The sequence below is a fragment of the Lacrimispora sp. BS-2 genome (assembly GCF_040207125.1).
Lineage (GTDB): Bacteria > Bacillota > Clostridia > Lachnospirales > Lachnospiraceae > Lacrimispora.
Genome location: NZ_CP157940.1, coordinates 2,023,934 through 2,037,492, shown reverse-complemented (window position 1 = coordinate 2,037,492; position 13,559 = coordinate 2,023,934). Strand labels below are relative to the sequence as shown.

11 protein-coding genes and 2 tRNA genes are annotated in these 13,559 nt (G+C 43.4%); 4 read left to right on the top strand and 9 right to left on the bottom strand.

Going from position 1 to position 13,559, the window contains the following annotated elements; translation table 11 throughout:
• Window positions 1-80 precede the first annotated feature (80 nt).
• Entirely contained in the window at window positions 81-1,754 is a 1,674-nt protein-coding gene (locus ABFV83_RS09705) for a S8 family peptidase (RefSeq protein WP_349948656.1), read from the bottom strand.
• Window positions 1,755-2,126: 372 nt separating this feature from the next.
• On the opposite strand from ABFV83_RS09705, the gene ABFV83_RS09700 reads away from it, so the two are divergent.
• On the top strand, window positions 2,127-2,459 hold the full coding sequence (locus ABFV83_RS09700; protein WP_349948655.1) for a rubredoxin-like domain-containing protein: 333 nt from the start codon (window positions 2,127-2,129) through the stop codon (window positions 2,457-2,459).
• Between the two features lie 557 nt (window positions 2,460-3,016).
• Window positions 3,017-3,478 (top strand): hypothetical protein, encoded by a 462-nt coding sequence (locus ABFV83_RS09695; RefSeq protein ID WP_349948654.1) that lies wholly within the window; start codon window positions 3,017-3,019, stop codon window positions 3,476-3,478.
• A gap of 300 nt (window positions 3,479-3,778) precedes the next feature.
• Here ABFV83_RS09695 and ABFV83_RS09690 read toward each other — a convergent pair.
• The 5 genes from ABFV83_RS09690 to ABFV83_RS09670 all read right to left on the bottom strand — a co-directional run bounded on the left by ABFV83_RS09690 (window position 3,779) and on the right by ABFV83_RS09670 (window position 6,407).
• Window positions 3,779-3,852, bottom strand: a tRNA-Val gene (locus ABFV83_RS09690).
• Between the two features lie 6 nt (window positions 3,853-3,858).
• A tRNA-Ala gene (locus ABFV83_RS09685) sits at window positions 3,859-3,931 on the bottom strand.
• 91 nt (window positions 3,932-4,022) lie between these two features.
• Complete coding sequence (locus tag ABFV83_RS09680; RefSeq protein WP_349948653.1) at window positions 4,023-4,970, bottom strand: 2-hydroxyacid dehydrogenase; 948 nt, start codon at window positions 4,968-4,970, stop codon at window positions 4,023-4,025.
• A 123-nt stretch (window positions 4,971-5,093) separates the two neighbouring features.
• Entirely contained in the window at window positions 5,094-5,234 is a 141-nt protein-coding gene (locus tag ABFV83_RS09675) for a hypothetical protein (RefSeq protein WP_349948652.1), read from the bottom strand.
• A 354-nt stretch (window positions 5,235-5,588) separates the two neighbouring features.
• Window positions 5,589-6,407 carry a transglutaminase domain-containing protein gene (locus tag ABFV83_RS09670; RefSeq protein WP_349948651.1) on the bottom strand — a complete coding sequence of 273 codons (819 nt, stop codon included), beginning with the start codon at window positions 6,405-6,407 and terminating at the stop codon, window positions 5,589-5,591.
• Window positions 6,408-6,893: 486 nt separating this feature from the next.
• Here ABFV83_RS09670 and ABFV83_RS09665 point away from each other — a divergent pair, with 486 nt between their 5' ends.
• Together ABFV83_RS09665 and ABFV83_RS09660 are read left to right on the top strand one after the other, a co-directional pair.
• On the top strand, window positions 6,894-7,079 hold the full coding sequence (locus tag ABFV83_RS09665) for a hypothetical protein (RefSeq protein WP_349948650.1): 186 nt from the start codon (window positions 6,894-6,896) through the stop codon (window positions 7,077-7,079).
• A gap of 398 nt (window positions 7,080-7,477) precedes the next feature.
• Entirely contained in the window at window positions 7,478-11,251 is a 3,774-nt protein-coding gene (locus ABFV83_RS09660) for a leucine-rich repeat protein (protein WP_349948649.1), read from the top strand.
• A 158-nt stretch (window positions 11,252-11,409) separates the two neighbouring features.
• Here the strand turns inward: ABFV83_RS09660 and ABFV83_RS09655 are convergent, their stop codons facing one another.
• From ABFV83_RS09655 to ABFV83_RS09645, 3 genes are all read right to left on the bottom strand, one after another.
• On the bottom strand, window positions 11,410-11,937 hold the full coding sequence (locus tag ABFV83_RS09655) for a nitroreductase family protein (protein WP_349948648.1): 528 nt from the start codon (window positions 11,935-11,937) through the stop codon (window positions 11,410-11,412).
• Window positions 11,938-12,216: 279 nt separating this feature from the next.
• The gene (locus ABFV83_RS09650) at window positions 12,217-13,224 is read right to left on the bottom strand and encodes an ABC transporter substrate-binding protein (protein WP_349948647.1); all 1,008 of its coding nucleotides are present in this window, start codon (window positions 13,222-13,224) and stop codon (window positions 12,217-12,219) included.
• Between the two features lie 150 nt (window positions 13,225-13,374).
• Window positions 13,375-13,506 (bottom strand): hypothetical protein, encoded by a 132-nt coding sequence (locus ABFV83_RS09645; protein WP_349948646.1) that lies wholly within the window; start codon window positions 13,504-13,506, stop codon window positions 13,375-13,377.
• Window positions 13,507-13,559 lie beyond the last annotated feature (53 nt).

The following is a 13,559-nucleotide window of genomic DNA, read 5'->3' as shown; positions in this document are numbered from 1 at the left end:
GTACCCGGCTGCCAAGCCTTGTCTGCCCATTCATTCTGTGACCCTGGATCCAGGGATCTACGCCGGTCCCGGCAGACAGATTATACATTGGTAAGCCTTCGGAACAGATTGTTTACATCCAATTGGCCATATCCCCATATGTTGTTTGGGAAAACATTGGCCCCTTCCCTCCTGGCGCCCCTTATAAGAAGGCGGTTCACATCGTATCCTGTCATGGATGTATAATTCCCTCTTGCAATTCCCCATTCTAAGATCATGGCAATAGCGCCGGTCGTATGAGCGGCGGCTGCCCCTGTTCCGGTAATTGTGCCGTACTGATTCCTCAGGACGGCACAGGGCAGCTGGTAGCCTGGAGCTGCAATATCTGGTTTGACCAGTCCGGTCCTTGTATAACCTCTGCTTGATTCTATGAGTATGCTGTCATTAAACTGGTTATAGGCAGTCACTGTCAGCTGGTGAAGGCCGTTGCCGGGAGAGGTTATGGTGGTATCTGGATTTGGGTTAAGAAAAAAGGTATCATTTGAAATAAGATTACCGGAAGGAAGCCAGGAGTGAAAGGATATCGGCTCATTTTCAACACTTTGGACCCGGATGCTCCAGACTCCCGGCAGGGCATCCCTAAAACGAAGCAATATGAGCTGGTCCCCGGTTTCTTCCTCAAAGATAAAGTTATTCACCCAGAGCACGCTTGGGGTAAAAATAAAGTTGAACATTCTGCAGGAGCCAATGGTGGGATAGATTAACTGGGTGGATTCCCTGTTTGGAGTTGAAATATCAACGGCGAACCGTCCAAGGGCATAAGGCCATATTTCCATAGAAAATAATTTATCCTGTTCCCCGACTCTTAATTCAAAGTCATTGTAAAATGGAGGCTCCGTGGTGTTATTAAAGTAATGCCTCCGATTATTTCCTTCATTTCCTGCTGAAACGGAAAGGCCGATTCCGGGAAGCCTTCCCAGATAGTTCAGGTAATTGCTGAGGGCGCCGCTGCCGTCATGCCCTTCCTGGCTGCTTCCCAAAGCAATGCATATGACCACGGGGCGGCTGATGCTTTGCGCATAAGAATTTAAATAGCGTATTCCAAGGATAATATCAGATTCCTGAAAACAAAGAGCGTCTTCCGGTACAAAAAAGATCTCCTTTAGATTCTGCTTTGCCTCTTTCAGCTTTACAACCACCAGTTCGGATTCCGGAACAATGCCGGAAAAGGTGCCATCCGCATTTGGCTTACCGGCGATTACGCTTGCGATCGATGTGCCATGGCCGTTGGTGTCAACGGAAGGTACAATGGATAAGGGGTTATCTGATCTCAAGGCCAGATTGATAACCTCTCTTTTATATTCTGTACCAAATGTGAATCCCTCGGGAATGGGGCCGGTCTGGATAGTTTGGTCCCAGATAGAGAGAATTCTGGTGGTGTTGTCATTATAAAGAAAGGCCTGGTGCTGGTAATCAATTCCGGTATCTATAACTCCAACGATGATTCCCCGCCCAAACAGGCCTAAAAAAGGATTTCTCTGTACGGTGCCGATCCCTGATTTTTCAATGCTGACAGTAGAGGTTATCACATAGAGAGTCGGAAAACTGTGATAAGGATACAGGCCCAGGTTGCAGGGATCCGAGCTTTCCTTAAGGACATGAAGCAGAGAGTGCCTGAAATTCAGCGTAGTAATGTTATCCTCGGAAGCATACATTGGGATTGAAACGTTATTAATAATAAGGTCATAGTAGTTATTGTCCAGAATTTTTTCCAAATTTCAGCCTCCAGGTCTGATTCAAAAGGAGCATTTGTTTTATATTATGCAGCAGGAGTACTATTATGAGCAGCATAGAGGTTTGTTTTAATTTAGATCTGTAAAAGATTTTGACACTGCGGCTGTCTGATACTGCTGATTGCTGATGGCAGGAATTTGCACGGCATTCCGCTGTGACAAAAACACCGGAATCCCTGCAGGTACATGGGACGGAGCTGGAAGAGGAGCTTGTTTGCCAAAGCCCCTTAATTCCCTAAAATCTTAAGGGAATAGGTTAATATGCCTTTAATGGATTGACAAATACGGCATAGCAGGTAATATAATAATTATCAGGAGTTAAAAAATATTCTTTAACCAAGGAGGCGTATTGTTATGAAGCTGTTTCGATGTACAGTATGTGGCTATGTTTATGAAGGAGAGACCCCACCGGAAAAATGTCCAAAATGTAAAATGGGTGCAGAGAAATTTGAGGAGCTCAGTGACGAAGATGCTGAGAGAATCTATCGCTCTGACCGGACCAATGCCATTCATATGGAAATCATCACATTGGCAGAAAAAATCATTGCATTAAGTAAGGAAGGTATTGAGGATAATTTAGATCCTAAATGTGTATCCGCTTTTACCCAGGCAAAGGATGAAGCATGGGTAATTAAACAAAGATCAAAAACAGAACTTGCAGGACATATGAAACTGGGAAAATATTAATTGCAGAAAAGAGTACCAGGGTAAAAAATAGTTCCATATCTTTCAAAAAATAGAAACACCGGAATCCTGGCGGAAGCAGGGATTCCCGGTGTTTTTGCTGTACATGGGTAAAAGAGTGCATCAGGTTGTTTGGCTAAAGCTGGTGGAGTGCATAGGGAAAATTGAAACAGCGATGATAATGGAGGGATAACGGAAGTTTTTTGAGGTACTATTCAGACAGCAGACAGATATTACGGAGAAAGCAGCCAACGATCAATATTTAGTTGACAGTTTTTTAGTGCAATAAGTAATAAGTAAAGTGATTAAAGATTTGTGTGATAAAAAGGGAGGGAGCCGGCGAGATCGGGGCGATCCTGCCGGCTGTTATGAAAAAAAGTACTACTTTTAAGGTTATTGGCCTCTTTACAGTCTTTAATATACCGGAAATTTGTGACGGGAATTTGATAAAACTGTGAAGAGTTTGTGAAAGTAAGAATAGTACATTGGAAACTAAATATTGATAGCTGGTTGTTTTTGGGATAAAGTCATATATAAATAGTAATTCAGGGGGTGTTGATATGGAAAGTATAGAAAATAAGCTGACAGTATTATCACAAATTGCGAAAGAATTAAATCAGAAAAATGTTACATGGGCCATTGGAGCCTCTTTGTTGTTATACTTCAAAGGAATCACATCTGAATTTCATGATATAGATATTATAGCGGTTGAAGAAGATGCGGAAATAATTAAAGATGTTTTGTTATCTCTTGGAAATCTTCAGAAGCCGAATCCAAATGCTAAATACAAATCCAAAAGTTTTATGGAGTTCATCGTTGACGGAGTTGATATTGATGTAATGGCAGGTTTTACTATTGTTAATAATGATAAGGAATATTATTTTCCTTTGAAAAAGAAAGAAATCAATGATTATACAGAAGTAAATGGTATTGGAATTCCTTTACATTCCCTTGAAGAATGGCGTAATTATTATGAGCTGATGGGGCGGGACGAAAAGGTAAAAATGATCGATGCATATTAGGAGATTTTTTATTTTGTAAATGAAACAATTTCTAACTATCAGCATGATGCTGGTAACATGCCTTCAAGCTTGCCTTACTTTGTGATTGTGTATAATTAATGACAGTAAACCTGTAATAATTTGCGGCTTTGTGTCGAATGTTCAGACATTAACAATCAATCCACAATTATTTCCACATTATTGTGGATAAGTGTCGCTTGGGTATCAAAATCTGAAAAATAACCATATTCTATGAAAAACAAAAACACCGGGATTCCTTATATTGCAGGAATTCCGGTGTTTTCTTAGTTTATGGGATACTGGAAGTAATGGGGCTCGAACCCATGACCTTTCGCGTGTGAGGCGAACGCTCATCCCAGCTGAGCTATACTTCCATTACATGGAGATAGCGAGACTCGAACTCGTGACCTATGCGTTGCGAACGCATCGCTCTCCCATCTGAGCTATATCCCCATGTCTAAATTATAGCACGAAGATTCTGAATTACAAGTATTTTTTATGCAAATGAGACAAAAAATCTCTTGCTTTTTACCCGGCAAATATTTTAAAGAATGATGTTTGACTGACAGCCTTCCATCCAATTTTTAATGTTGTCAAAAACGATTTTTGCCCGGGCCTCCATGGATTGCACCGAGGCAAAGGCCACGTGAGGGGTAACGATGGTATTCTTGCTTTTAAGAAGGGGATGTTCCGGATCAAGGGGAGGTTCTGTCTCAAAGACATCGATTCCGGCACCGGAAAGATAGCCGTTATTTAACGCTTCAGCCAAGGCATTGGAATCCACAACAGGCCCTCTTGCAGCGTTGATTAAGTATGCGCCCTTTTTCATTTTGGCAATGGTGTCCCGGTTTATTAAATGGCGGGAATCATCGTTTAAAGGACAATGAAGGCTTACAATGTCAGAACGGGATAACAGCTCGTCAAGGGATACGAATTCAATAAATGAAGGCTCGCTCCCGGTCAGACGCCGTTTGTATCCAAGAACCTTACAGCCAAAGGCGGAACAGAGTTCGGCAGTCCTTGTACCAATCGCGCCGGCGCCTATGATGCCCACTGTTTTTCCCATAATCTCGCAGCCTATCAGGCCGTCCTTTGTTTTCCCTTCCCTGCACCGGGCTTCCACCTGGGGCACATTGCGAAGAAGAGAGAGCATCATGCAGATCGTAAGCTCTGCCACGGCTTCGGTGGAGTATCCGGCTGCATTGCTGACCTTGATTCCTCTTTTTCTTGCTGCTTCCAGGTCTACGTGGTCAACACCTGTAAATGCAACATCTATGAATTTTAAATGCTCACAGGCGGATATTACCTGCCCGGGCAGAGGCATGTTGGCAATCATGATGACATCTGCCTGTTTGGCCCGTTGAATCTGGACTTCTGGATCCGTATCCTTCGGATAGGAGGTGAAGCAGTGACCGGCATCCGTCAGAGGCTTTGCGTATTCATTTAAAAGGCAGTCCGGGATGCCCAGGGATTCTAATAGTACGATGTTCATAAGTTTCACTCCAATCATTGCATAAAATTACAGGACCGCAGCAAGCACGACCCTGCAATTCTTATTATAGCACTGATTGAAAGATTAAAAAAGATGAGATTTAATTATGGGTTCAAAATGATCTTAAAGATATCCCAGTGATTTTAAGTGTACTTTCAATCCCGTCTCAAGGGGAGTATCCGGCAGACGTACTCCCGCCTCCCGCAGGGCGGACAGATCATAAATCCGATGGCACAGATGCCCGCTGTACTCCGGGTTCGCCATCCTCCTCTACGAAATATCCGTCTTCTTTCTGTGGCGTAACTTTTCTGAGGAGATAATAGATAGAATTAGTGGAGATTACTACCAGACGCTTCGTTACACCGGGAAATATATGTAAATCCTATAAGGCATGTCTTTCATTCAAGAGTAAACTGTGGCCACAAAGTTTTCATAGAGAACCAGTTCCCTCAATTGTCCGAATTCTTTCAGAATATTTTCCAGAAGCTCAAAGCCCTCTTTTTCAAACACGGTATCCTTTTTTCTGGGTATCCTGTGCCTTGCAGCGTTCAATAATGGCTGCAATGGTGGCAGCGTCGGTTACCTTGAAACAGGGCAGCATTATGATAAGAGTACGTTTCATCGGCTCCCCGACTCCCACGGCGGGATGGAATATAAGGCGGGAGAGTATTGATATCGGTCAGCCAGTGCCTTGTCAAACAGGAAAGGATCGAATTCCAGTTCTCCCACGGCGGCAGCGGTACAGTCTATATAGGAAGTCTGGTCGCCCAGTTTAACGGCATTCCAACTGTGTGCGATTCCTTTTTTTGTACCGATTATGACCCAACAGGGGATTCCCAGCTGGTCACATATTCCTTTCAGCGCTCTGGAGTAGCCGGTGCAGACAGTATTTTTGGTAACCAGGGCGCCATAAGCAGTACGGTCAAAGTGCATAAATTCCGCCATGCGGCCGGTACCGGAAAGGGAGGCAAGGGCGTAATCGTAGGAAGCATTGCCGGATACCTTCTGGAAAGCTGTGTTAAGAAGATCCTGAGGCAGGCTCGATGGGGCAGTACGGCGTACGTCTTCCGCCATTTGGATCATTGCAAAAGAAAGGCTGTCTGCCGCTGTATTAAGCGAATCTTCAGAGGCCTGCATGGATAACCGGATTTCATAGGTGCCGAAATCCCCCTTCTCCGACAGGGAGGTAAAACTTAGGTCAGAGGCTTCACAGGGAAAGGAAGCGCAGTTTATCTCGTAGTTGTCAATGAGATCAAAAATGGAATCATCAGACAATCCTTTGGGCAGCTGTATCACAGCAACCGGAGAAGGGAAAGTATCTTCCCATTGGGAAATCAGGCTGGGAATTTCCTGGGTTACGGCTGGGGATTCGGCGATTGGGGCCATTATAATCAGGGAAGCTAAAATGGGCAGGAAAGATAAAAATTGAAAATTCATGCAAAGTGCTCCTTATTAAAAAAATAGGGTTGATTTTTAAATATAATGCTGTTATAGTGAAAATAAACAAAAAAAGTTAGGTGACCTAAAAAAAATTGTACCTAACTTTTATTATACCATCGTTATTCTCGTTTGAGAATAGCGAATTGCCATTTTTAAAACATTTTTATCTACATAAATTTAGATATTTCTAAACTTAAAATTTACAAAGGGTGAAGAGCCTGCTGTGAAGGCGAGAAGTGTTTTTTTCCTGGTTCTATGGGAGAGAGAAAATCATGGAAGCCTCCGCCTTCGCTGATGGCGTTACCCTTACTTTATTATATGGGGGCGTAGTTCAAGGAAATAGGTATCGGCGCCTGCTAAGGCCTGATTAAGAATAGGAATTGTTTTTTGAAAGCTGATATGAGGTTCGAGTACTGGGTGTACTGGCGTCTATTTAGCTTTTAAAAGGAGCCGGGTATCCTCCTGCGGGGCATAAGGCTTTAAATGTACCCAATTAGAAAGTCCGTAGTCAGCAATTCTGACCGCATCCACTTTGCCGGTCTTAACCTTACGGACAGAGTTGTTATCGCAGCCATGGATAATCCCATGGACTGCGCTGACATAAGAACCGGAATCAGCGGGAGATACCGTGCTAAGGGGGATAGTATTTGCCGGTGTACTCCACAATGATTCAAGTCTTATCGTATAAGCTTTTGAAAGAGCAGGCCAGCTCTTTTAGTTCTCTTGCGGTGCGGCGGATTAAAAAAGGTTTTTCCACGACTTTACCCAGAAGTCCCATGATGGCGATTATGGGTTTGCTTTTGGAGACATCAATACCAGAGGTGTTTATAAGTAATCCTCTAATCAGTGATGACAGGTAGTGGGGAGTTATCGTTTGCTCATTGCTGATTTAATTTGTCTGGTAATGTGAACGCTCTGGCAATTAGTGGTCTAACCTGCTAAAACGAACGCTGAAATAAGAAGGAAGGCTGATAATCCTCTTATTGCAGCCCAGGTACAAATGGAAAAACATAACCGGATGTTATGTTTGGATCCAAATATTATAAGTAAAGGAGAGGTAGAGAAAAATGAAAAGAAAACATGTGAGAGGCAAGGGAGTATGGAGAGCAGCAGCCTCCATAATGGCGGCAGTAGTCCTTACAACAGCGATCCCTTTAAATCTGCCTGTTTATGGGGAGGAACTGGTAAAGGAACAGGAAAGTCAGGAGCCTGACGAAGGGGTTACTGATACAGGTGACGAAAGTAATGAAGGGGAGCTGGTAGAGGAAAAGGAAACTCAAGAATCCGAAGAAACGGTTGCTGATTCAGAGAACGACAGCACGGAAGAGAGTAAGGAAACGGACGAGAAAGACCATAGCGAGCCGGAGGATGACAAGCCGGAAGAAAGTCGGGCGGAAGAAAATCAGCCGGAAGAGGGCCAGACGGATAAAGGTCAGCCGGAAGAAAGTCAGACGGAAGAAAACCAGACAGAAAAAGAGAAAGCGGACGAAAATCAGCAAAATGAGAATGAAACAAAGCCGGAAAATGAAAGCCCAGTGACAGATGACGCTCTGACAGGAAATGTGGATGGAGAGCAGAATAAGCCGTTGGACCAGGCTGTATCGACTAAAATGGTACGGGTTGCTGTATCAAGCGATGATTTTGTGATCAACGGAAAAGGTGTGATCACCGAGTACAATGGAAATGATATGGTTGTGGATATACCGTCAGAAATTAATGACGTAATCGTGATAGGGATTGGAGATGGTGTTTTTGAATATTCTGACATTGAAAGAGTATCCATACCTGATACGATTAAAACAATAGGAGATGATGCTTTTTCATGCAGTTTTTCTCTGGAATCGGTTTCTTTTTATGGCAATGTACCTTCCATTGGTAATAACGCGTTTTATCAATGTGGTGAGGGAACCGACGGCCTAACGTTCCATTGTCCAAGCAACTTAGAGAGTGAATATTTTGAGGCATTAGCAGAGTGGCTATATGACGAGAACGGTAATAATGCACTTGAAGGTGACCTTGACCTATATGAAGGCGATACACCTTCCGTTCCACAACCAGAGGATTATCTGGATGCAGTGGAAGATTCATCATCCGGCGGAGTGATTATCAAAGGGTTAAAATCCGGAAGCAAGGAAACTTCTATCACGATTCCAGAAACCCTCAATGGAAAAAATGTTACGCAGATTAAAGCCGGAGCATTTAAGAATAATACAAAAATTAAAACGGTAACCATAGAAGCAGGAATAACCTCCATTGGAGATGGGACGTTTAACGGCTGCAGCAGTCTGGAGACAATCACATTCCCTGACACGCTGACAAGTATCGGTAATGAAGCATTTTATAACTGTAAGAAACTAAAAGATGTAACATTCCCCGACACGCTATCCGGTATCGGCAGTAAGGCTTTTTATAACTGTCAGAATCTAACCGGTGTAACTTTCCCTGGAAGTCTGAAAGCGATCGGAAGTAATGCTTTCTATCAGTGTCTTGCTCTTGAACGTGCCGACTTAAGTCAGACGGAAATAATGGTCATAGCTCAAAATACATTTGAAAGCTGCCAAGTTTTATCGGAGGTGGTACTGCCGGAAGGTCTGGAGACAATTGAACAGTACGCTTTCTTCAAATGTAATGCTATTACAGAGATCACTCTGCCCCAGAGCCTTAAGAGAATTGGCCAGGGAGCATTCCAGTATGCCCATTTGACAAAGGTGGAGATCCCGGCAGGTGTAGGGTTGATTGGGGATAAAGAATTTGCTGCCGAGGCATTCTGGTGTGATGGACTTAAAGAAATAAATGTAAGTGAAGATAATCCGTCCTATGCGGATGTAGATGGCGTGCTTTACACCAAGGATAAGAAAACATTGCTTTATTATCCCAATGGAAGGGAAGATACTATATATAAAATCCTGGAGGGCGCAGAGGAAATCAGCGGATACGCATTTAAGGTTCCAGCAGGACAGAGACCTGACAACTGGGATTCCACCAAAGGCGACAATCTGAATACGATCGTATTTCCTGCCACCCTTAAGAAGGTTGGAAACGGAGCATTTGCCCAGAGGACATTAGACAGCATGACTATTACGCCAAATATAGAATGGGGAACCTATGTGCTTGACAACTGTAAGGTAAAGACCATTGAAATTGCTGAAGGCGTAACAGAAATCCCAGATAACTTTTTCTATGGTGCAACCGGATTTCAGGAGCTTACCCTTCCCGCATCTTTAAAGCGGATTGGAAACAGAGCCTTTGACAGGTTCCCGTTGGAGAGCATTGAACTGCCGGCTGGCCTGGAAGAAATTGGAGTGGAGGCATTTGAATGCAGCAAACTGACCGGCATAAAGATTCCAAAAACCGTAAAGACCATTGGAGACCGTGCATTTTATCTGAATAAAAACCTTAAAGATGTGGTATTTGAAGAGGGTTCTGCTTTAAAGAATACAGGGGCATTTACGTTCAACTCCTGTTCAGAGCTGGAAACCATAACGCTGCCTTACGGGGTAGAAGTCATAGATAACGGCTGTTTCAGCAGCTGCGATTCTCTGGAATATGTGGGAATTCCATCTACGGTAACCACACTGGGAGATTTTGCTTTTTCAGGAAGCGGCATCCGAACCATGGAATTGACAGATAGCATCCGGTATATGGGAACCGGTGTTTTCCGCAACAGTTTCTTAGAGTATATAAAACTGCCGGCATCGCTGGAGACCATGGGTACCTGCACTTTTGAATGGTGCCGGGATCTGGAAAAAGTAATCTTCCCGGATAATATGAAGTTAAAAAATCTTCCTTCTGACACATTTTTCTACTGTACAAATCTTGCCGGCCTTACCTTACCGGCCAGCATTGCCAGGACGGAGCCTTGCTCCCTGTCATACTGTGAAAGTCTGAAAAAAGTGGAGTATAAAAATAAAAATTTACAAAGGTCCGTTTTTGATTGCTTTGCAATTAATTTAAACAGTTATTTTGGATATGGAGAGTGGGATGAAGGCACAAACTATGGCTTATACATTCCGGCAGACACTACCATTTCTACGAAAAACGGATTTACAGTTAATACAGATATTACAACCATTACAACTCCAGAGGCAGATAAAACGGAGGATCTCTACAATGAGGTCATGAGTTACACAAATGAATCCGACGGCACAAAGACCAGAAGTGCATCTGCTGCTACGGCGAACTGTGGGTGTGCAGGAGGAGGCGGTATTTTCAAGTATACAGCGACCATAAGCCCTAAATTCAACTATGTTGTTACCCAGGGTCAGGATTCGGGCGGTAAAGATGATAACCAAAATCCTTCCAATCCTAAAGATAATGAAAACGGGACGAATCCTGGTGATACGCCTTCTGGAAATATGCCTTCTAAAAATACATCCTCTGAAAAGTCATCTTCTGAAGACATAATTTCAAGAACAGGAGCAAATGCAAGCCTCCCTGTTAACGTGACCGGCGGACCTAGCACCACACGTTCTGATGGAAAATCTCCGGCGGCAGGTTCCTGGGCAATGGATGGGAAGGGTTGGAAGTTTAACTATACAGCCGACCGGACCAGTGCCTTGGGTTGGGAATATGTTACCTGGAATGGTGTTTCTGGTTGGTATTATTTTAACAAAGAAGGTTATATGCTGATCGGCTGGATAGAAGATAATGGAAGAAAATATTATCTTGACCGGCCGGGAGCGGCTGTTCAGGGACAGATGGCCGAAGGCTGGAAACTGCTGGACGGAAAATGGTACTATTTTAATGCGGTTTCAGATGGAGTCAGAGGTGCCCTGCTTACGGATACCGTGACTCCTGATGGATACAGAGTGGGAGCGGATGGTTCCTGGAATGGGTTATAATAATGGAGGGACCTTCCCATCTGGAATACTGCCTATTATCAGGTAGATAACCAGAACCATGCCAGGAGCGTTTCCTGACAATGATTACTATAAGAAAAAGGACCAAATCTAACAAGATTTACTTTGTCAGGTTTGGTTCTTTTTATATCCTATGTAAACTAAAATTCTTTTCCGTATCCGTTTAACCATGCTCTATCTTCAAATGGTTTTTTTGTTACACCAGGATTTACTTCATCTGGAATTCCCAAAGGCATATAGATAACTACCGTTAAATCTTCCGGTACGCCAAGAAGATCCCCCATTTTTTTTGCCTTTTCTCCCTCGATTTGTCCCTCGACCCAGGTAGTTGCATATCCCTTTGCATTTATAGCCAAAAGAATATTCTCGGTTGCGGCGGAGTAATCATGTATGTGGTAGGAATTACCCTTATAGGAAATCGTCTCTTTTGACAACAAAATGATTGCTGCAGGAGCGGTAAGTGCCCATGAAGCACCATAAATAGCAGCCAGATTATGCGCCGTTTTCTGATCGTTTACTGCAATAAAGCAGGTTGTCTGCTGATTACAGCCGGAAGGAGCAGCTACGCCAGCTTCCAGAATCTCTTTTAAATCGGCATCAGGTACATGATCCGGTTTGAATGTTTTACGATAACTTTTTCTTGTGAGGATTGTTTCCATTAAGTCCATTCTATCAAGTCCTTTCCATCTTCCTATTTTGATTTTGCTTCTACGTAAAAATATATCATATCTTCCTATGTTGCGCGAGCATATTGTCTTCCTTATTTGATGTATTGTGCCATTGATGAGCAGAATCAGGTTCTCTTCATGATAGGAAAGAACCTGGTTGTGGAGGAAAAGAAGTAAATTGTACCCTGACGGTTAGACACAGCCTCTTTTTCTGTGTCTTACTATCAGGGTACAATTTATTTATATTATATATTGATTGTTGAATAAAAAAGATGGGATTTATTTTGCGGCCTTTTCGGAATAAACTGTGGTCACAAGGGTTTCATAGGGAACCCGTTCCTTTAGTTGTCCGGATTCCTCCAGAATATTTTCCAGAAGCTCAAAACTCTCTTTTTCAAACACGGTATCCTTTTTCCAGGTATCCTGTGCCTTGTAGCGTTCAACAATGGCTGCAATGGTGGCTACGTCGGTTTCCTTAAATTGAGGCTGGATCACTTTTGCGATTTCTTCCGATGAATGGGAATTCACGTATTCCAGACCTTTTTGAATGGCATTGGTGAATTTCTGAATGGTTTCCGGATTTTTCTCCAGATAGCTCTTCTTTGCGCTGTAAGCAGTGTAAGGAACATAACCGGAATCAACGCCAAGAGAAGCCACTACGTGGCCGTTGCCTTCTTTTTCAAGCCCTGTGGCAAATGGTTCGAACTCCACGGTATAGTCTGCGTCATTGCTGGTAAATGCCGCAGCAGTCAGGCCAAAGTTTATGCTCTGGTCAATGGATAAGTCTGTGACAGGGTCAATGCCATTTTTTTTCAGGATATACTCAAATACCATCTGGGGCATTCCTCCGGCTCTTCCGCCCAGTACCTTTTTGCCTTTTAGATCTGTCCATTTAAAGCCAGGCTGAGAGTCTCTTCCTACAAGAAAGTTTCCGGCTCTCTGGGTCAGCTGGGCGAAATTGACGGCGTAGTCTTTAGAACCGTTTGCGTAAGTATAGATGCTGGCCTCAGAACCCATAAATCCGATATCAGCATCGCCTGATATCAGAGCAGTCATGACCTTGTCGGCGCCGGCTCCGTTGACCAAGGTTAAGTTAATGCCTTCATCTTCAAAATATCCCAGTTCAATGGCTGAATACTGGGGAGCGTAGAAGATGGAATGGGCAACTTCATTTAGTGTGACCGGAGTTAATTCAGATGCCTTTGCTTTTGGGCCGCAGGCAGTCAGGCTAAGTATAGATGCTCCGGTGAGTATGGCCGCCAGAAGTAAGTGATAGGCTTTTCTCATAAAATCCTCCTTTGAGAAATCTTAATACTACATTTTATTATGAGAATATGGGAAGGTACTTTGTCTTACAAAATTTTATAATACCATGAAAGCAATGAGCCGGGCGCAAAGCAGCATTTGGCGAATCCGACACGATAATAGACGCTTGAGTCATAATACTGTAGCTCTGACAGATACATGATAAAAAAGAGGTCTTATATGCTTCCTGGCCGTGGTTCTGCAGCTTGTCAGGGAGACAGCCAGCATGAATGCAACCAGGAATAAGGCGATTGTCTTTTTCATATGATTCTCCCTTTCCTATTCTCTCCTAGTGGCATTGTATGAGAGGGGTCAGG

Excerpts from the sequence above, each read along its gene's own strand:
- ABFV83_RS09665 (WP_349948650.1), top strand. The coding sequence starts at position 6,894 with ATGTACCCAATTAGAAAGTCCGTAGTCAGCAATTCTGACCGCATCCAC.
- ABFV83_RS09660 (WP_349948649.1), top strand. The coding sequence starts at position 7,478 with ATGAAAAGAAAACATGTGAGAGGCAAGGGAGTATGGAGAGCAGCAGCC.
- ABFV83_RS09680 (WP_349948653.1), bottom strand. The coding sequence starts at position 4,970 with ATGAACATCGTACTATTAGAATCCCTGGGCATCCCGGACTGCCTTTTA.
- ABFV83_RS09695 (WP_349948654.1), top strand. The coding sequence starts at position 3,017 with ATGGAAAGTATAGAAAATAAGCTGACAGTATTATCACAAATTGCGAAA.
- ABFV83_RS09655 (WP_349948648.1), bottom strand. The coding sequence starts at position 11,937 with ATGGACTTAATGGAAACAATCCTCACAAGAAAAAGTTATCGTAAAACA.
- ABFV83_RS09675 (WP_349948652.1), bottom strand. The coding sequence starts at position 5,234 with ATGGCGAACCCGGAGTACAGCGGGCATCTGTGCCATCGGATTTATGAT.
- ABFV83_RS09645 (WP_349948646.1), bottom strand. The coding sequence starts at position 13,506 with ATGAAAAAGACAATCGCCTTATTCCTGGTTGCATTCATGCTGGCTGTC.
- ABFV83_RS09700 (WP_349948655.1), top strand. The coding sequence starts at position 2,127 with ATGAAGCTGTTTCGATGTACAGTATGTGGCTATGTTTATGAAGGAGAG.
- ABFV83_RS09670 (WP_349948651.1), bottom strand. The coding sequence starts at position 6,407 with ATGAATTTTCAATTTTTATCTTTCCTGCCCATTTTAGCTTCCCTGATT.
- ABFV83_RS09650 (WP_349948647.1), bottom strand. The coding sequence starts at position 13,224 with ATGAGAAAAGCCTATCACTTACTTCTGGCGGCCATACTCACCGGAGCA.